The following is a 16,829-nucleotide window of genomic DNA, read 5'->3' on the forward strand; positions in this document are numbered from 1 at the left end:
GTGGTTCTACAAAATTACCCCGTTACTTCGGCAATGGCCTTGCCCACTGCCGTGCAGAGCAAGCCGATCTCCTCATGCGTGACGGATAAAGGCGGCATGAGCACGATTACATCGCCGAGATTGCGGACGATCACGCCGTGCTCCCGCGCCAGCATGCACACGCGGTGCCCTGCCCGCTCGGCCACATCGTATGCGGCCTTGGTGCTGCGGTCCGCCACAAGCTCAATGCCGGTCATTATACCGCGCTGGCGGATATCGCCCACATGTGGCAGGGCGGCGAGGGGCTTGAGGCCGTCCGCAAGATGCGTGGCAATGTCGCGTACATGCTCCAGCAGGCAGTCGGATGCGAACAGGTCGAGGCTGCGGATGGCCACGGCACAGGCCAGCGGGTTGCCCGTGAAGGTGTGCCCGTGGAAGAAGGTGCGAAAATCCTCGTGCCTGCCGAGAAAGCCTTCATACAGGCGCTCGGTGGTCAGGGTGGCGGCAAGGGGCAGATAGCCTGCGCTTATGCCCTTGGCGAGACAGAGCAGATCGGGCGAAACCTCTTCCTGCTCGCAGGCGAACATGGTGCCGGTTTTGCCGAAACCCACGGCAACTTCGTCTGCAATGAGCAGCACCCCATGGCGGTCGCACAGCTCGCGCACGTGGCGCAGATAGCCGTGCGGATGCGTGATCTGCCCTGCGGCCCCCTGCACCAGTGGTTCAATGACAAAGGCGGCCAGCTCATGGCCGTGGCGTTCCATCACGTCTGCCACATGGCCAAAGCACTGCTTATCGCATTGATGATCGCACTGTGTTGGCTCCTGCCCGAAGGGGCAGCGGTAGCAGTAGGGCGATTCCACTTTCACGCTGTCAAAGAGCATGGCGCGGTAGGTGGCGTGGAAGAGGTCCATGCCGCCCACGGAAACGCTGCCGATGGTGTCGCCGTGATAGGCGTTGTGCATGGAGGCGAACTTGCTGCGCTCGGGAGCGCCGTTTTGCAGGCAGAACTGAAAGGCCAGTTTGAGCGCGATTTCCACGGCCGTGGAGCCGGAATCGGAATAGAACACGCGGGTCAGCCCTTGGGGGGCGATGTCGGTAAGTCGCGCCGCCAGTTCGATGGATGGCACGCTGCCCAGCCCCAGCAGGGTGGAATGGGCGATCTTGCCGAGCTGTTCCGTGAGTGCGGCGTCCAGTTCGGGCCTGCGGTGCCCGTGCACGTTGGTCCAGAGCGAGGAAACACCGTCCAGATACCGGTTGCCGTCTGTGTCGATAAGCCAGTTGCCTTCGCCGCGTTCTATGACGAGCGGGTCGGTCTGCACCCAGTCGGCCTGCTGGGTGAAGGGGTGCCAGAGGTGGCGCTTGTCCTGCTCGCGGAGCGTGGCTGTGCGTGCCTGCGTGGGCATCATGCGTCTCCCTGCGCTGCGGCGGATGAGGGAACAAGGCCGAGATCGCGCAGCATGGTCATGTCGTCGTCCGTGTTGCGGCCCGTGGTGGTGAGGTAGTTGCCGATCATCATGCCGTTGGCACCGGCCATGAATATCCATGACTGGTATTGCCCCAGCGTGCGCTCACGTCCGCCTGCCACGAGAATGTCTTTGCGCGGCATGATAAGGCGAAAGAGCGCCAGCGCGCGCAAGGCTTCCATTGGGAGCAGGGGGCGCAGGGACGCGCGGTCCGCAAGGCGGGTGCCTGCGATGGGGTTGAGAAAGTTCACGGGAACGGAATGTACATCCAGCGCGCGCAGGGTCATGGCAAGCTCAACGCGCTGAGCAGGGCTTTCGCCAAGGCCGAGAATGCCGCCGGAACAGACGCGGAATCCGGCATCCAGCGCGTGCCTGACCGTGGCAATGTCGTCCGCATAGGCATGCGTGGTGCAGATCTGCGGGAAGTAGCTCTCGGCTGTTTCCAGATTGTGATGGTAGCTGGAAAAGCCCGCCTGCCGCAGGCGCGTGGCGCGCTCAGGCGTCAGCTGGCCCAGCGAGGCGCAGAGCTTGAGGCCGGTGCGGGCGGCGATCTGCTGCGCTGCTTCGCACAGGCGGTCCAGCTCCCGTTCATTCACGGTATTGCCGCTGGTGACAATGCCGTAGCGGTCTGCCCCGGCATCGGCCAGTTCCCGTGCACGATTGACGAGCGCGCCAGTTTCCAGCAGGGGATACACGGCCACGCCGGTGTCGTGATAACGCGACTGCGCGCAGAAGGCACAGTCTTCGGAACAGCGTCCGGACTTGCCGTTTACGATGCCGCATGTAAAAGTGTCTTCCGCCTTGAAGGCCGTGGTTACGCGGCGGGCGGCGGCAAGCATGTCCATGGTGGCGGTTGCTGGCAGCGCACAGAGCGCCAGTGCCTGTTCTTCTGATATCCCGTTGCCGCTGAGCGCCTGTTGCGCACAGACTTCAATAAGGGCGGCGGCTTCGGAGGTGGTTCCGGATGCCGCGCGGGTGGTTGTATGCGTCATGATCTGGTTGGTTCCTCGTTGTGGAATGCGATAGGGCTAGCCAAGGGATGACGTATTGTCAACCAAACTTCTCTTTATGGTTTACAATCGAAGTTGCAATTGGTGTTCAAGCATGCCGAATAACGGGCAGAACAGCTCACACGATATTCGCGGCATTCTCCGCGAGGTGCTGCGCGATGCAGGCGGTGACTGGGTTTCCGGTGAGGAACTGAGCCGCAGGCTGGGCGTTTCGCGTGCCGCTGTTTCCAAGCACATGCGCGTGCTGCGTGAAGAGGGCCACGGCATTGAATCCGTCACCCGCAAAGGCTACCGCCTTATCTGCGAGGCGGATTCGCTGCAGCCGGAGGTGGTGCGCGCGGGTCTGCGGACGCAGTCGTTCGGGCGCGGGGAATTTCTGCATCTGCCCACTACGGCTTCCACGAACATGGAGGCCATGGCTCTTGCCCTGCGCGGTGCGCCGGAAGGCACGGTGGTGGTGGCGGACGAGCAGACGCAGGGGCGCGGCAGAAAGGGGCGCGAGTGGCGCTCGCCCGCCGGTTACGGCCTGTATGTTTCGCTGGTGCTGCGGCCGGAGCTCACACCTGAGGCTGCCCCCGTTGTCACGCTGCTGACCAATGTGGTCATTGCCGAAACGCTGGCCGAACTGACCGGCATAACGCCCGTATGCAAGTGGCCCAACGATGTGCTTCTGCATGGCCGCAAGGTGGCGGGCAATCTGACCGAAGTCTTCATGGTTGCGGACAGCGTGGCACATATTGTGACCGGCGCGGGCATTAACGTGCACCCCCTGCCGGAAACCGCGCGCAGCGGCCTGCGCACCCCGCCCATATCCATAGCGGAAGCGGTGCGTGTGACAGGTGAAGGCGAAAAGCCGTTACCCGAGTCCGGTGGCGAAGAAGCGCCAGCCACCTGTGCCATATCCCGTCTATCCTTGCTCCGGGCCTTTCTTGCGCAGTATGAGCACTGGTACCGTCGCATGCAGGCAGAGGGCATTGCGCCCGTCATTGCCCGCTGGAAGGAGCTGACTGACGTGGTTGGCAGAACTCTGCGGGTGGAAGCGCGGCTTGGGGTGGTGGAAGGCGTTGTAACCGATGTGACCGCCGACGGCATGCTCGTGCTGCGCACTGCCGACGGGCGCGAAGAACAGCTTTTTTCCGGCGATATCGTAGACGGGTAATTCGAAGAATATTTTGCCTGATCGGTTAGCCGTCCGAAGAACAAAAAACAGGCCGGAAACACCCAGCTTCCAGCCTCCAAGTTCATGACAAACTGTCGTTCTCAGTAAAACTACATTCCCGTTAAGCCGGAATTGCAGTCCTAAAACGGATTGTCATCGCTTATACGAGGTGCAGGAACGTTAGGTTCCTGCCCGGCGGAGCCACCTCCCCTCCAAAAAAACTGACTTTGTCGGCAGTACAAAGGCCGGAAGCGCTCTGCTTCCGGCCTTTTTGTTATTGTATGGGGTGCTTTGCGAGCTAATCTCTGCCGTTGGCAGGGGTGAAGAACCGCAGGGCCACATAGCCCCAGATGCCTGCCACCGTGGAGGCGAACAGAATGGCGATCTTGGAGAGTTCCACCAGCTGCTGCTGGTCGGGGTATGCAAGGGTGGCAATGAATATGGACATGGTGAAGCCCACACCCGCGAGACAGCTTGCGCCGTAAATGTGCGCCAGCGTTGTTCTGTCGGGGTAGTTGGCTATGCCCAGCTTGTGCAGCAGCAGGCAGGCACCGGTAACACCTATCTGCTTACCCACGACCAGACCGAGGAACACGCCGATGGAAACGGGGGTGAACAGGTTCTGCATCAGTTCAGGCTGGAAGGTAACCCCGGCGTTGGCAAGGGCGAAGACGGGCATGATGAAGAAGGCCACCCACGGGTGCAGGGCATGTTCAATGTTCTGCAAGGGGGTGGTTGCCTGCCCGTAGGCATGCGAGATGGAATGCATGGCCATCTGCTGTTCCTGACAGGTGAGCACGGTCTTGTCGGGGCGCACGGCGTTTTCGAAAAGGCTCACTGCATGGCGCAGTTCCTTGACGAACAGAGCGCCGTCCACGCGGGTGCTGGCAGGAATGGTCATGGCGGCGAGCACGCCTGCGATGGTGGCGTGAATGCCGGACTTGAGGAAGGCAAACCACACGATCACGCCCAGAATCAGGTAGGGAATGGTGTGGCGGAAGCCCCAGCGCACGTTCATGATCGCCATGACGGCGAGACCGGCAATGCCGATGCCCAGCGCCACGAGGTTGAGGGACGAGGTGTAGAAGATGGCGATAACGAGAATCGCGCCCATGTCGTCCACAATGGCAAGTGCGGTGAGGAATATCTTCAGACCGACGGGTACTCTGCGGCCCAGCAGGGAAAGGATGCCGAGTGCAAAGGCGATGTCCGTGGCCATGGGAATGCCCCAGCCCGAAATGGAAGGCATGCCCATGTTGAAGGCGGTAAAGATGAGTGCCGGTACGACCATGCCGCCTACGGCAGCGGCAATGGGAATAAGGGCCTGGCGGGGGGTGGAAAGGTCGCCCACCAGAATTTCGCGTTTGATTTCGAGGCCAACCACGAAGAAGAAGATTGCCATGAGTCCGTCGTTGATCCAAAGCAGGGCGGGTTTGGAGAGCATCCATTCGCCGGCACCGATGGTGAGCTTTGTCTGCCAGACAGCGTGATAGGTTGCGGCCCAGGGGGAGTTGGCCCAAAGCATGGCAATGACGGTACAGAGCATAAGGGCAATGCCGCCTGCAGCTTCCATTCTGAAGAACGCGTTGAACGAGTCCAGCAGGTAGTGGATGGGCAGCTTGTTGTCCGTTTTCGTGCTCATTCCTATTGTCTCCTAGGGTCATGAGAGGGTCGTTAGTACATGCAACTGTCCGGCACTGCGGAGGTATCCGCATCAGGGGGGCTGGAAAATTGCTCCGGCAGGGGACCGGTGGTCATGGGTTCAAAGACAACCATACCACAAATACAACGACCGGCCAAAGAAAATCGGAGAACGCCAGCCTTATTAAATAGGATAGGAAGGGGTGGTGTGTGCAAATTTTTTACACCCTGTCTCAAAGGGCCGCTTCGGGCATGAAAAAAGGCTCCGGGATAGTCCGGAGCCTTCTAAAATTATACTTATAATAAAGAGTGTTATTGCTTCTTCACGATTCCAGCCGTATCAGCGGATGCGGGCAGGCACACCCGTTGCCGTGACTCCGGCGGGAATGTCGCGGACCACAGCGGCACCGGCACCGACGACACATCGTTCGCCGATGCGGATACCCTGAATGATCGATGCACCTGTGCCGAGAAGGCAACCGTCTCCCACTGTTACCGTGCCGGAAAGCGTTGTGCCCGGTGCAAGGTGGCAGTGCGCGCCGATGACGCAGTCGTGATCCACCGACGATCGGGTGTTGATGATGGTGTTTGCACCGATGCGTGCGCCCGTGATGACCATGGCCCCTGCCATGACCTGCACACCTTCTTCAAGCAGCACGTCCGCCGCCACGAAAGCCGTGGGATGCACCAGCGTGGCAAACCGGTAACCGAGGGATTTGAAGTGCTCAAAGACCCTGCGGCGGGGTGTCATGTCCTTCACTCCGCCCACGCTGTTCACCAGCATGGTGGTCTGGGCGGGAAAACCGGAAGCCAGACCGGTTTCGGCAATGATGGGCACACCGCCGACCGTCTGCCCCACCCTGTCGGGATTATTGTCCGAGCAGGCGGCAACAGGCAGCCCCAGACAGCGCAGGGTGTCCAGCAATACGCGGGCGTGTCCGCCGGAACCGATGATGAGGTACTGCGTGTTCATGCGAATGGATGACTCCGGCCTATCTGTCCAGCTGGCCCATGTACCGTTGCAGGCTCTCACGCCAGTGCGGCATGGGGGTAAAACCACCGTATTCCAGTGTGTAGCTGACAAGCCACTCGCAGTCCGGCACGTTGGCAGCGCGGGGAAAACCGGAAGAATCCGTGCGTTCCACGGTTGTCTGCAACCCTGCAAATTCGCAGATGGCGGCGACATAATCTGCCCGTGAGCACGGCTCGTCGGCCGTGTTGGCGCAGTGGAACAGCCCGTATATCTGCTCATTGAGCAGTGCGAGCATGGTGCGGGCAACATCGTCGGCATTGGTGGGGCAGCCGAACTTGTCTGCGGCGGATGCCAGCACGGCAGCGCTTTGCGCTTCGGCAAGGCGGGCTGTTACAAAGTCTTTTCTGCCGTCGAGACCTCCGCCGTAAAGCCAGCCGAGACGCAGAATGATGTGCTTTTCGCACAGCTCTCGTGCGTAGTTCTCACCGGCATGTTTCGAAGCGGCGTAACGGGTTTTGTTCACCACCGGAGCGAATTCGTCATAGGGGCGAACCTCGTCACCGAACAGGCCGCTGGTGGATATCTGCACCAGTTGCGTGCCCAGCCGGTCGCAGGCGCGGGCAAGGTTGCGCACGCCCCATGCGTTGACGCGAAAAGCTTCCTTGGGGTCTGCCTCGCAGGCTTCCACAAGCAGTGCCGCCGTGTTTATGACGGCAGTGGGGCGAATGGCGCGGACGCACTCGAATACTTCCTGCTCGTTGGTGATGTCCATCTCGCTGTGGCCGACGGGGTGCACGCCCCATCCGGCTTCGGCAAAATTGATGGCCAGCCTGCCCGCAAGCATGCCGTTGCCGCCTGTGATGAGCAGCGATTTTTCCTGCATGGTGGCTCCTTCTGTCCTAGGGGTGGTTCAGCTCGGGCCAGTGGTAGGGAATGGTATGGCTGTCTGCCGCCATGCGTTCCGATTCGTCGGGCCTGTGCGTCATGTCTGCGCAATTGCAGATAATGCCGACAGCATCGTCTGCTGCAGTAAAGCCGTACCACAGCATGGGAGGAATGCGAAGCAGCGCATAGTTGTCCGGCCTGCCCAGCAGGTATTCGGCCACAGTGCCGCGCGTGGGTGAATCTTCGCGGTCGTCGTAAATCACCACGCGAATGCGGCCCGCGGGTACGGCAAAGTTCTGGGTCATTTCCCTGTGCCGCTTCCACGCCTTGACGGAACCGGGCAGGCATTCGGAAAAATAGACCTCGCCGAACCGTGTGAAGTGCGGAGAATCAGCCCGCAGCATGTGCAGCACGGAACCGCCCTCTGTGGGAATCTCGCGCAGCGGCAGATATTCCACCCCGTGAATACTGGCTCCGGTATTGCCTATTTCGTCCATGCAATGCCCTGTGCACGCGCTTTTTCGGTGTATTCCGCAATCTGGCCCATGGTGAAATCGAACATGTCTTTACCTTCCTTGTAGAAGGCGCGGTACCATTCGGCGGTAAAGCGGATGGTTTCCGGGAACGGCATGGCCGCATGCCACTGCAGGTGGGCAAGCGCCTTGTCGCAGCAAAGCTTGAGCAGGGTGCATTCCTTCATGCCCGCGCAGCCTTCGCGGTCCATTTCGCTGGTAAAGCCCTGCCAGTGCAGTGCAAGAGCATCCACCACCTCGGCCACGGGATTGTTCACGTCTGCGGCAGGGCCGAAGTTGAAGGCCTGCTTGTCCAGCGGGAAGGGACCTTCCTTGCCTTCAAGCAGCTTGGCACCCAGCCACAGGTAGCCGGAAAGAGGCTCCAGAACGTGCTGCCACGGGCGGGTGGCCCACGGGCTGCGGATGGAAACAGGCTCGCCCTTGGCCCATGCGCGGGCGCAGTCCGGCACAATGCGGTCCGTGGCCCAGTCGCCGCCGCCGATCACGTTGCCTGCACGGGTGGTTGCCGCACGTGGTCCGTTTTTGAAAAACGAATGCATGTAGGAGTGCGCAATGATCTCGGCGCAGCCCTTGGAGGCGGAATACGGGTCCTCGCCGCCCAGATGGTCGGTTTCGCGGTAGCCCCATACCCATTCATCGTTGCGGTAGGCCTTGTCGGACGTAATGAGCACAACCGCCTGCACGGAAGGCGTGACGCGCACGGCTTCCATCACGTTCAGGGTGCCCATGGCGTTCGCCTCTATGGTGTAGGCAGGCTCGCGGTAGGACTCGCGCACCAGTGCCTGCGCGGCAAGGTGGAAGATCGCGTCCGGCGCGAAATCCTGCACAGCCTTGGTCAGCGTGGCACGGTCGCGGATGTCGCCGCAGATGTGGGTGATGCGCTTTTCCAGTCCCAGCACCTCGAAATTGGCGGGGGAGGAAGGAACATCAACCGAGTAGCCAGCTACCTCGGCACCGAGGGAGAGGAGCCACGCCGTGAGCCACGAGCCCTTGAAGCCCGTGTGGCCGGTGACGAAGACCTTTTTGCCAGCATAGATATTGCCGAAAACCATAATGGGAACTCCTGAAGAGGAAAGATTATTGTTTTTTGTTTTGAAGTTTTTGCCTCCGGCGGGCAGGGGGATAATCCCCCTGCACCCTTGGAGGCTGGTATCAAAGTCGTTCGGGAGTCTCGTATATGCGGGGTGTCCCATGGCTTTGAGAACACGGGGAGCCCCTGCTTGCATGCAAGCTGACCTGCGGTAAGCCGTACCATGAAGATCTGGGTACCAGATGCCTCGCTGTTACGGGGTACAGGGGGATTCTCCCCCAGTCGGGTGGAGGGCAGCGCCCTCCTGGCCGGAGGCCAACAACGCAAACTCTCTTGAATAAATTCTTATTACCTGAATGCTACTTGGTCCACGGCGCGTCGCCGTTGTTCCAGAGGGCGTTCAGGTTCTGGTAGTCGCGCAGGGTATCCATGCACTGCCAGAACCCCTGATGCGGATACATGGAAAGCTGCCCTTCTGCGGCGAGGCGCATGAGCGGTTCTTTTTCCAGATCGCAGTAGGGGTCTTCGGTGAGGTAGTCGAGGAACTCGCGTTTGAACACGAAGAAGCCGCAGTTGATGAACTCGTCCAGCACGGGCTTTTCCTGCCACGAGGTGATGTTGCCTTCGTCGTCGGTTTTTACGGTACCGAAGCGGGAGGGCATGCGCACGCCGGTGAAGGTGCCGATCTTGCCGGATTTCTTGTGAAATTCCACAAGCGCGTTGATGTCGATATCCGACACGCCGTCGCCGTAGGTCACCATGAACCGGTCGGTATCGATGTACTTGGCCACCTGCTTGATGCGCGCACCCTTGAGGGTGTCTTCACCGGTATCGCACAGGGTTACCTTCCAGTCGGTGCGCGGCGAGTTGTGCGCCTGCACTTCGCCGGAGGCAAGATCCACGGTAAAGTCCGTGTTGCGGATCTTGTATTCCCAGAAATACTGCTTGATGTATTCGCCGCGGTAGCCCAGCGGCAGGACAAAGTCCTTGTGGCCGTAGCGGGCGTAGCGGTTCATGATGTGCCACATGACGGGGCGGCCGCCGATTTCCACCATGGGCTTCGGCTTGTATTCGGTCTCTTCGCGCATGCGGGTGCCTTTGCCCCCGCAGAGGATTAATGTCTTCATATGCGTATTCTCGGCGCAACAGGTGAAGCTACATGTTCAATACGGCTCCCCACTTGGGGAGTTCTGCTTCCAGATTCCAGTATGAGCGGATGAACGCCTCGCTGGCGCGTGCGGCATCCTGCCTTTGTTCCGGCGTCATTTCCGTCTGCATGATGGCGAGCAGTTCCTGCCCGCATGACGCCGTTGTGTATTTTTCAGGGAAATCTATCACCGGATTCATGAGAATGCCATCGGGAACGAGCGGCAGCACAACCTTGCAACCGAAGGCAAGTGCCTCGATGGATGCCGTGCTGGTGGGAACGAACACGAATACGGCCCGTTGCAGGGCATCCGGCAGGGTGCCGGTGCATTCTTCTGTTTCCGGCATGGCGGAGCCGGCGGCAGCAAAGCGTTCCAGTATGTCCTTGAACGGACAGAGCGGATGTCCTTTGAGCAGCAGCTTCATGCCTTGTGATGCCCGCGCAGCCTCAAGGGCTATGCCGAGCATGGTTGTGTTTTCCTTCCTGTCTATGGAGCCTGCGAGCAGGATGGCGCGTGCCTCTCCTGCACCCAGTTCCGCCGCCTTGGCGAACAGACCGTTCACGTAGAGCGTGCGGATGGATTCCACCTCTTCCACGCGCGGATACCCGCAGCTGCGGAACTCTGCGGCACTGTGTGCACCCGACGCGGCAATGATGTCCGGCAGGGGCAGTTGCAGCGGCAGGCGGGCCGAGTGGGTGGATTCCGGCGCATGATAGAAGTGGAAGTAGTTGCGGGAAAAGGCCGCATGCTGAAAGCCGATGACATTGGCAACGCCGTTGTCCTGCGCGGCACGGCAGAGAGCCTTTTCCCATGCGTGCATTTCAAGGCAGTAGACGGTGCGCTCCGGTGCCGGAATGCTCCTGAACAGGGCCTCGTAGGCGGCATGAAAGAGAATGCCCTCTGCACCGGTTTTTCCGGCGGTGGAGGCAAGCCAGTCACGGCGCAGATAGGCCCTGCATGCCGGGCTGAACGGGGCGGCAACTGCGGCATCGCACAGTTGGCGTGAGAGCATAAGTCCCTTGCCGGCCAGCAGGCACCAGCGCCCGAGTACGGTAAACAGGGCAAGGGGCGGCAGGTGCTCCTGCAAAAGCGATATGCGTGTGCCGCTGGCAAAGTGCGTTGCGGCTTCGTCCACAGACTGGCTGAAACGCTTGCCCCCAAGGTTTACGTGCATATACAGCCAAGCCATTTGCGCAGCCTTTGCGGCAAAGCGGTCCTGCAGGGGGCCGTAGAAGCGGTTTCTGTAGGCTTCGGGGGTGCCTGCATGGGCGGGCGAATAGCTCACCATGAGCGTGTCACCCTTGCGCGGCAGCCGTTTGGCCAGTGCAGGCAGCTTGCGACGGGCGCAAAGCCCCTGCACGAAAAAGCGCACAATCACGGCCAGCGCCATGAGCATCTGCCATGCAACGCTGCCCTTGAGCAGCGCGGGCAGATTGCGCACCCTGCCCAGCAGCGTGCGCCTGCGGACATGGGCGAACACGCCGCATTCCGCTGCCACGCGCCGGATGGCGGCGTTCAGTGCATGGTCTGCACAGCAGGCGTGGCACGAGCCATATTCACCCGAGGCAAGCAGCGTGCGGATGGCACCAAGCTGTGCCGCCCGCAGCATGAGGTCGCTCTTGAAGGGGTTGCGTTCCGCCAGCAGAGAGAACCACCATGCGCTTGCGTCCGTTTCGCCGATGCGCAGCCACGCGCGGGCAGAGCGGGAACCCAGACGGGCCTCGCCGAGATCGTGGCACCATTGCGCCAGCAGCGGGCGCATCGCCTCTACTTCTTCATTCACCAGACGGGCAGAAGGCAGCAGGGTGGCGCTGTCGCACTTGCGCTCAAAAACGCCGTTGCAGATTTCTGCGGTGGCGGGGTCGCCCGACAGGCAGAATCCGTGCGCGGCACCGCTGAACACGGGGAGCAGAACCAGAGGCAGCCTGCTGTCGAATATGACCAGAGCGGGTTTTGTCATGGCTACATGTAACGCTGTCTGATGGTGTCTGCCTTCATGTACTGGCGGATGATATCAAGGTCCTCAGGCGTGTCCACGCTGATTTTGGCGGAGGACAGGTGCACGGCGCGTATGCGCTCGCCGTGTTCGAGAATTCTGAGATATTCGTTGTATTCGAGGGTTTCCAGCGGGGTGGGCTTCCATGCTGCATACTGGCGCAGAAACTCCGTGCGGAAGGCCACGAGGAACACCATCTTGAGCATGGTTTCCACGGGGGTGCGGGCTTCGCTGGGCAGGTCGGTGCGCGAGCAGTACATGACGTTGTTGTTCAGGTCGAGCACGGCCTTGATGTCTGAACCACGGTTCTTTTCTTTGTAGGGCGTAACGCCGAGGGCGCACTTGACCGAGGAGTCGTTCTTGATTTCGTCCACGATGCGCTCAAGGTGCTCGGGGTTCAGCAGCGGCTCGTCGCCCTGCACGTTCACCACGATGTCGGATTCCACCTTGCCTATGGCTTCGGCAATGCGGTCGGAACCGGTCTGGTGCGCGCTGCTGGTCATGATGACCTGAATGCCGTGCTTTTCCGCTTCTTCCCTGATCTTCTCGCTGTCGGTGGCAAGATAGACCGCGTCGATGTTGCGGGCGAGCATGGCGCGTTTGCAGGTGTGAATGACCATGGGCAGGCCTTCGATATCAATGAGCGCCTTGCCGGGAAGACGGCTGGATTCGAGGCGCGCGGGGATCATGGCTATGACTTTCATGAGATGTTCCTCGTATATTCCGGTGCTATTCGCCGATAACGCCTTTGAAGGTACCCACCGCGCCGCTGAAAGCCTGATGGATGGCAGCGCAGTCCGGCAGGTAGGTGATGAACTGCATGCCGATATCCACCATCCAGCGCATGTCGGCTTCGGTTCTTGCCACGTAGCCGCCTGCGGCAACGCCAGCATCGCGTATCTTGCGGATGCAGGATTCCATGTAGGCGCGCACTTCGGGGTGGTTCACCTGTCCGGGCATGCCGAGCGCCTGCGAAAGATCGTATGCACCGATGTAGATGAGGTCCAGATGCTCGGTCTGCAGCACGTCATCAAGGGCGTCTATGCCTTTTTTGCCTTCCAGAATGACACCCACGAGGGTCTTTTTGTTCTGGATGTCGGCATGGCGGGCAATGTCGCCGCCGGAATAGTTGCCTGCCCGCGTGAAGGGCGAGAACCCGCGGGTGCCGAGGGGGTGGTACTTGCAGCAGCGCACGGCGGTGCGGGCATCTTCGCCGGATTCCACGTGGGCGGTAATCACGCCTTCCACGCCGATATCCAGCGACTTGAGAATGCTCTCTTCATGCACGCTGCCAAGGCGGATGATGGGGTGGCAGCCTGCGGAGGCTGCGGCACGGGCCATGTCTTCCGCGGTCTGAAAGCTCGTGGGGCCGTGCTCCAGATCGATGATGGCAAAGTCGAAACCGGCGGCGGCCGTGACGTTCATGACCGCTGCGGAGGGGATGACGCACCAGGGGCCGAAGACCACTTTACCGGCGCGGAGTTTTTCCTTGAGGGTACCGTTGAGCATGGTTCTTACCTCACATGCATATGTGAAATGTCTTCAATGACGTAGGGGGTCAATCCTGCCAGCGTTGCCGTTGCGGTAAGGCCGCTGCCGACGCCTATGGAGGCGGCGCAGCCGGCCGCAAGCCCTGCCTGCACGTCGGAACGGGCATCGCCCACCATGACGCTGCGCGAGGCGGGAATGCCCAGCTCGTTGCAGCACAGGTGAATGCAGTCCGGTGCGGGCTTGGCTTCTGCCACTATGTCGGCCCCTGCGATGTAGTTCACATGGTCGCCGAGGCCGAGGTGGCGCATGCACAGCCACGCGCGTTCCGTCTTGTCCGTGGTGGCAAGCGCAATGGCCACTCCGTTGCCGCGCAGGGCGTCGAACAATTGCCTGAGACCCGGCAGCGGACGGATAAAGGTATCGAGCAGGTCCAGCGACTTGGTGTCCACCTCTGCAAACACGTCCACGAACAGCTGGTGCGTGTCCGTGATGCCGTTTTGCGCAAGGTAGTCAACGCCTGCCTGCAGCACGATCTCGCGCTTCTTCAGACCCACCGGTCCTTCGGGCTTTATGCGCATGGCGCGGGCGTCCACGCCCATGGCTTCCATGATGCCGGTCACGTGAGCGGAGGCAAGGCCGAGGGCCGCCCCCACGTGCTCGGCACGCAGTTTGACCATGTTGGCCCAGTAAGTGTGAATGTCAATGAGCGTGCCGTCTTTATCAAAGACGGCAAGCCCGACATTACTGATTTCGCCCTGTGGCAGAATGATGGACGCGGCCATGGTTACCTTGCGATATACTTGAGGTTGTCCTGCACCAGCTTGACGCCCTTGGCCACGCTGGAGCGGATGGCTTCGAGATTGGTGTCGAAGTCGTCCAGCGCCAGTTCTTCGCGCACAAGGTTGCGGGCAAAGGTGCCGATGGAAACGCCGTGCACGGTCAGCCCGCACATGCCTGCCAGCTCACCGGTCTTGCTGTTGGTGCCGCCGGAAAGCAGAATCTTGCAGGGAATACCGGTCTTCTCGGTCAGCTCGGCACAGGCCACGGCCTGCAGCGTGGTGCGGAAGGTATCTGGACCGCCGCTCATGGGCGCGCCGTCTGCCTGAATCATCAGGCGGTCGCCTGCCACTTCCTTCGCCTGACGCATGCGGCTGGCGAAGTGCTTGTTGGAAAGTTCGGACCTGTCGATGCACATGCTGATGAACTGGTCCGGCACAAGCGCGGCGATGGTCTTCCAGTCCTGCATCACGGCTTCGTCATCGGGAATGATGGCGTGCAGTTCCACGTTTTCCGCACCGGCGGCAAGGCAGCGGGGGATGATGTCGTTGAAATCCACCTTGCGGGTGAAGAATTCAATGGCATCGTTGGGGCAGACCTCGGCACAGTTGCCGCAGCCGATGCAGCGGGCGGTGGTGACGACGTAGGGTTCGCCTTCCTGAATGGCAAGCTGGTCGCACACGGGCAGGCAACTGCCGCAGGCGATGCAGTCGTCTGCGCGGATGAGCGCCTTGCGCACGTGCGGGTCGCCCTTGAGGCCGACGCTCACGTTGATGAAGGGGCGCACGGTCAGTTCTATGCCCAGTTCCGGTGCAAGTTCGAAGGCGCGGTCTATGCCGCGCATGCCTGCGCGGACCACTTCTTCGTTGGCGGAAAGGTCAATGCCGTGGGCACCTGCAAGGGTGTAGATGATGCACAGCTTGTAGACCTCTACGGGGTCTTCGTTGCCTGCGCCGCACACGACCTTGAAGTACCGGCCGCTATCAAGGATGGATTTGAGTTCTGCGTATCTGCTCATGGTCTCTTACAGGTATTCGGTTATGGGGGTGTAGAAAGAAGAATGGCCTGTGGGGGTGATGATATGCAGCCCCTCATGCTGTCTTCTGGTGAGCCATGCGTCTATCTGGTGCAGGAACCGTTCGTTCCAGCGGTGCCTTTCTATGTTGAGCGCATGTTCGTGCGTATCAAATCTTTCGTCATAGTGCAGCGTGGTGTCACTGTTCAGGTAGCCGTCCATGCCTGCAATGAAGATTCTGCGGGCACCCATGACAACGGCCACACCTGCCAGCAGCACCGAGATGGTGCGGCAGTTGGAGGAGATCATGCCATTGGCGATGTCGAAGTCGGCATCGAGAATATCGTTGAACACCAGCGGTTCGTACGGGCGGTCGAGATAGTCGTCTATCAGGTCGCCGGGCAGGTTGATGCCGAGCAGCAGGCTGGAATCCGGATGCACGGTTTCAATGTGCGAGACAAAACGCTTGGCGTTGTTGAACGCATGGTAGTCCGGCACAAACAGGCCGCCGAGGTTGTTGGCACCGAGCACAATGGGCTTGTGCAGCTTGATGAACTGGCGGATTTCTTCCTGCTTTTCCTTCAGGCTGGGGCCGTTGGCGAGAATGAGAATATCCTTGCCCGCATGGCGGTCCTGATAGGGCGGATGCGGTGCGGGGATGCAGTTTTCGCGTTCTTCACCGGGTACGCAGAAGTGCTTGGCACCCATGTAGCCCACAACGCCCTGACCGATGAGTTCGTCCACCAGTCTGGGGTTGAATCCCGTGGGGTTGAGCTTGCGGATGTACGACATGGCGTTCCAGATTTCGTCCATGCGGTATTCCTGCCGCTTCATCAGTTCCTTGGGGTAGTTGGGATGTACGTTGAAGATGCCGGAAATCATGTACGGCAGTTGGTAGCCCCACGGCGTCTTGCGCATGATGTCAAGGAAATAGCGCTCAATCACGTTCAGCACGGGCGAGGGATTGTAGCGTTCCATGCCCTGCACCCTGAGGTAGCCGAGCAGTATTTCCGTGGGCAGGTTGCCCGCGCCGCGGCCGATGCCGAAGATGGTGGAATCCACAATATCTATGCCTACGGCCAGCGCCTCGATGGTGCTTGCAAAGGCCATCTGCGTGTTGTTGTGGGGGTGGAAGCCGATCTTCAGATGCTTCAGTTCCAGCAGCGGTTCAAATATGGGCCGCACGTGGAAGGGGAAGATGGAACCATAGCTGTCGCCCACATAGGCGTAGTCTATGTCCGTATCGGCAAGGCGCTTGATAAGTTCCTTGCGCTCGTTTTCCGTGAAGCAGATGTAGCCCATGCACTGCAGGGAGGAGATATAGCCCTTCTGCTTGATTTTTTCGCACAGGTCCAGAGCACCGGCAAGATCGTTTTTGCCTGCTGCAATGCGGATCATGCGGGCCACGGACTCTTCTGCCGGGGGCAGGTCTTCAAGGTCAATTTTGCCGTAGTCGCCCATAAGGGCGATAGCCGGACCCTGAATGTTGCCCACGGTTTCGCGGAGCAGGTCTTCGGGCGTTAACCGCCAGATGCCTGTGCTGTTTTTGGGGAAATATTTTTCCGAGCTGCGGAAGCCGAGCTCGACGAAATCCACGCCGGTTTTGGACAGGGCCTTGTAGGACTCGCGGACAAGTTCCTGCGAGAAGTCCCAGTTGTTGACGTAGCCGCCGTCGCGGATGGAACAGTCAAGAATTTCAAAGGGCTTGTTCAGATTCATGGGAACC

15 protein-coding genes are annotated in these 16,829 nt (G+C 60.4%); 1 reads left to right on the plus strand and 14 read right to left on the minus strand.

Translation table 11 applies throughout. The annotated features are described in order from the left end of the window. Window positions 1–14: 14 nt before the first annotated feature. Window positions 15–1,388 (minus strand): adenosylmethionine--8-amino-7-oxononanoate transaminase, encoded by a 1,374-nt coding sequence (gene bioA, locus HUV30_RS16800; RefSeq protein ID WP_373869342.1) that lies wholly within the window; start codon window positions 1,386–1,388, stop codon window positions 15–17. Next, window positions 1,385–2,437: a biotin synthase BioB gene (gene bioB / locus HUV30_RS16805; RefSeq protein ID WP_174406656.1), complete on the minus strand. Its 1,053-nt coding sequence runs from the start codon at window positions 2,435–2,437 to the stop codon at window positions 1,385–1,387. Before bioB ends, bioA begins: the two co-directional genes overlap by 4 nt. Before the next feature lie 112 nt (window positions 2,438–2,549). Between bioB and HUV30_RS16810 the strand changes: the two genes are divergently transcribed. Then, a complete protein-coding gene (locus HUV30_RS16810; RefSeq protein WP_174406657.1) occupies window positions 2,550–3,614 on the plus strand; it encodes a biotin--[acetyl-CoA-carboxylase] ligase in 1,065 nt (354 codons plus the stop codon). 298 nt (window positions 3,615–3,912) lie between these two features. Here HUV30_RS16810 and nhaA read toward each other — a convergent pair whose 3' ends face one another. From nhaA to HUV30_RS16870, 12 genes are all read right to left on the minus strand, one after another. Beyond that, window positions 3,913–5,256 carry a Na+/H+ antiporter NhaA gene (gene nhaA / locus HUV30_RS16815; protein WP_174406658.1) on the minus strand — a complete coding sequence of 448 codons (1,344 nt, stop codon included), beginning with the start codon at window positions 5,254–5,256 and terminating at the stop codon, window positions 3,913–3,915. A gap of 339 nt (window positions 5,257–5,595) precedes the next feature. Further along, on the minus strand, window positions 5,596–6,228 hold the full coding sequence (locus tag HUV30_RS16820; protein ID WP_174406659.1) for an acetyltransferase: 633 nt from the start codon (window positions 6,226–6,228) through the stop codon (window positions 5,596–5,598). Between the two features lie 19 nt (window positions 6,229–6,247). After that, entirely contained in the window at window positions 6,248–7,111 is an 864-nt protein-coding gene (locus HUV30_RS16825; protein ID WP_174406660.1) for an SDR family oxidoreductase, read from the minus strand. Between the two features lie 16 nt (window positions 7,112–7,127). Continuing rightward, window positions 7,128–7,610, minus strand: a complete 483-nt coding sequence (locus tag HUV30_RS16830) for a dTDP-4-dehydrorhamnose 3,5-epimerase family protein (RefSeq protein ID WP_174406661.1) — start codon at window positions 7,608–7,610, stop codon at window positions 7,128–7,130. Next, window positions 7,598–8,698, minus strand: coding sequence for a CDP-glucose 4,6-dehydratase (gene rfbG, locus HUV30_RS16835; RefSeq protein ID WP_174406662.1), 1,101 nt, complete (start codon window positions 8,696–8,698; stop codon window positions 7,598–7,600). Before rfbG ends, HUV30_RS16830 begins: the two co-directional genes overlap by 13 nt. Window positions 8,699–9,035: 337 nt before the next feature. After that, on the minus strand, window positions 9,036–9,803 hold the full coding sequence (gene rfbF / locus HUV30_RS16840; protein ID WP_174406663.1) for a glucose-1-phosphate cytidylyltransferase: 768 nt from the start codon (window positions 9,801–9,803) through the stop codon (window positions 9,036–9,038). Between the two features lie 28 nt (window positions 9,804–9,831). Next, complete coding sequence (locus HUV30_RS16845) at window positions 9,832–11,784, minus strand: hypothetical protein (protein WP_174406664.1); 1,953 nt, start codon at window positions 11,782–11,784, stop codon at window positions 9,832–9,834. A gap of 2 nt (window positions 11,785–11,786) precedes the next feature. Then, window positions 11,787–12,524 (minus strand): 3-deoxy-manno-octulosonate cytidylyltransferase, encoded by a 738-nt coding sequence (gene kdsB / locus HUV30_RS16850; protein WP_174406665.1) that lies wholly within the window; start codon window positions 12,522–12,524, stop codon window positions 11,787–11,789. A 25-nt stretch (window positions 12,525–12,549) separates the two neighbouring features. Further along, window positions 12,550–13,329, minus strand: a complete 780-nt coding sequence (locus tag HUV30_RS16855; protein WP_174406666.1) for an HpcH/HpaI aldolase family protein — start codon at window positions 13,327–13,329, stop codon at window positions 12,550–12,552. Window positions 13,330–13,334: 5 nt separating this feature from the next. Further along, window positions 13,335–14,093, minus strand: a complete 759-nt coding sequence (locus HUV30_RS16860; protein WP_174406667.1) for an HAD family hydrolase — start codon at window positions 14,091–14,093, stop codon at window positions 13,335–13,337. A gap of 2 nt (window positions 14,094–14,095) precedes the next feature. Beyond that, window positions 14,096–15,106 (minus strand): 4Fe-4S binding protein, encoded by a 1,011-nt coding sequence (locus HUV30_RS16865; RefSeq protein WP_174406668.1) that lies wholly within the window; start codon window positions 15,104–15,106, stop codon window positions 14,096–14,098. Between the two features lie 6 nt (window positions 15,107–15,112). Beyond that, on the minus strand, window positions 15,113–16,822 hold the full coding sequence (locus tag HUV30_RS16870) for a hydroxymethylglutaryl-CoA lyase-like TIM-barrel protein (protein WP_174406669.1): 1,710 nt from the start codon (window positions 16,820–16,822) through the stop codon (window positions 15,113–15,115). Between the last annotated feature and the right edge of the window lie 7 nt (window positions 16,823–16,829).

Source organism: Desulfovibrio subterraneus (assembly GCF_013340285.1).
GTDB classification, from domain to species: domain Bacteria; phylum Desulfobacterota; class Desulfovibrionia; order Desulfovibrionales; family Desulfovibrionaceae; genus Halodesulfovibrio; species Halodesulfovibrio subterraneus.

Coding starts and splice junctions, on each gene's coding strand:
- bioA (WP_373869342.1), bottom strand. CDS start 1,388: ATGATGCCCACGCAGGCACGCACAGCCACGCTCCGCGAGCAGGACAAG.
- bioB (WP_174406656.1), bottom strand. CDS start 2,437: ATGACGCATACAACCACCCGCGCGGCATCCGGAACCACCTCCGAAGCC.
- HUV30_RS16810 (WP_174406657.1), top strand. CDS start 2,550: ATGCCGAATAACGGGCAGAACAGCTCACACGATATTCGCGGCATTCTC.
- nhaA (WP_174406658.1), bottom strand. CDS start 5,256: ATGAGCACGAAAACGGACAACAAGCTGCCCATCCACTACCTGCTGGAC.
- HUV30_RS16820 (WP_174406659.1), bottom strand. CDS start 6,228: ATGAACACGCAGTACCTCATCATCGGTTCCGGCGGACACGCCCGCGTA.
- HUV30_RS16825 (WP_174406660.1), bottom strand. CDS start 7,111: ATGCAGGAAAAATCGCTGCTCATCACAGGCGGCAACGGCATGCTTGCG.
- HUV30_RS16830 (WP_174406661.1), bottom strand. CDS start 7,610: ATGGACGAAATAGGCAATACCGGAGCCAGTATTCACGGGGTGGAATAT.
- rfbG (WP_174406662.1), bottom strand. CDS start 8,698: ATGGTTTTCGGCAATATCTATGCTGGCAAAAAGGTCTTCGTCACCGGC.
- rfbF (WP_174406663.1), bottom strand. CDS start 9,803: ATGAAGACATTAATCCTCTGCGGGGGCAAAGGCACCCGCATGCGCGAA.
- HUV30_RS16845 (WP_174406664.1), bottom strand. CDS start 11,784: ATGACAAAACCCGCTCTGGTCATATTCGACAGCAGGCTGCCTCTGGTT.
- kdsB (WP_174406665.1), bottom strand. CDS start 12,524: ATGAAAGTCATAGCCATGATCCCCGCGCGCCTCGAATCCAGCCGTCTT.
- HUV30_RS16855 (WP_174406666.1), bottom strand. CDS start 13,329: ATGCTCAACGGTACCCTCAAGGAAAAACTCCGCGCCGGTAAAGTGGTC.
- HUV30_RS16860 (WP_174406667.1), bottom strand. CDS start 14,093: ATGGCCGCGTCCATCATTCTGCCACAGGGCGAAATCAGTAATGTCGGG.
- HUV30_RS16865 (WP_174406668.1), bottom strand. CDS start 15,106: ATGAGCAGATACGCAGAACTCAAATCCATCCTTGATAGCGGCCGGTAC.
- HUV30_RS16870 (WP_174406669.1), bottom strand. CDS start 16,822: ATGAATCTGAACAAGCCCTTTGAAATTCTTGACTGTTCCATCCGCGAC.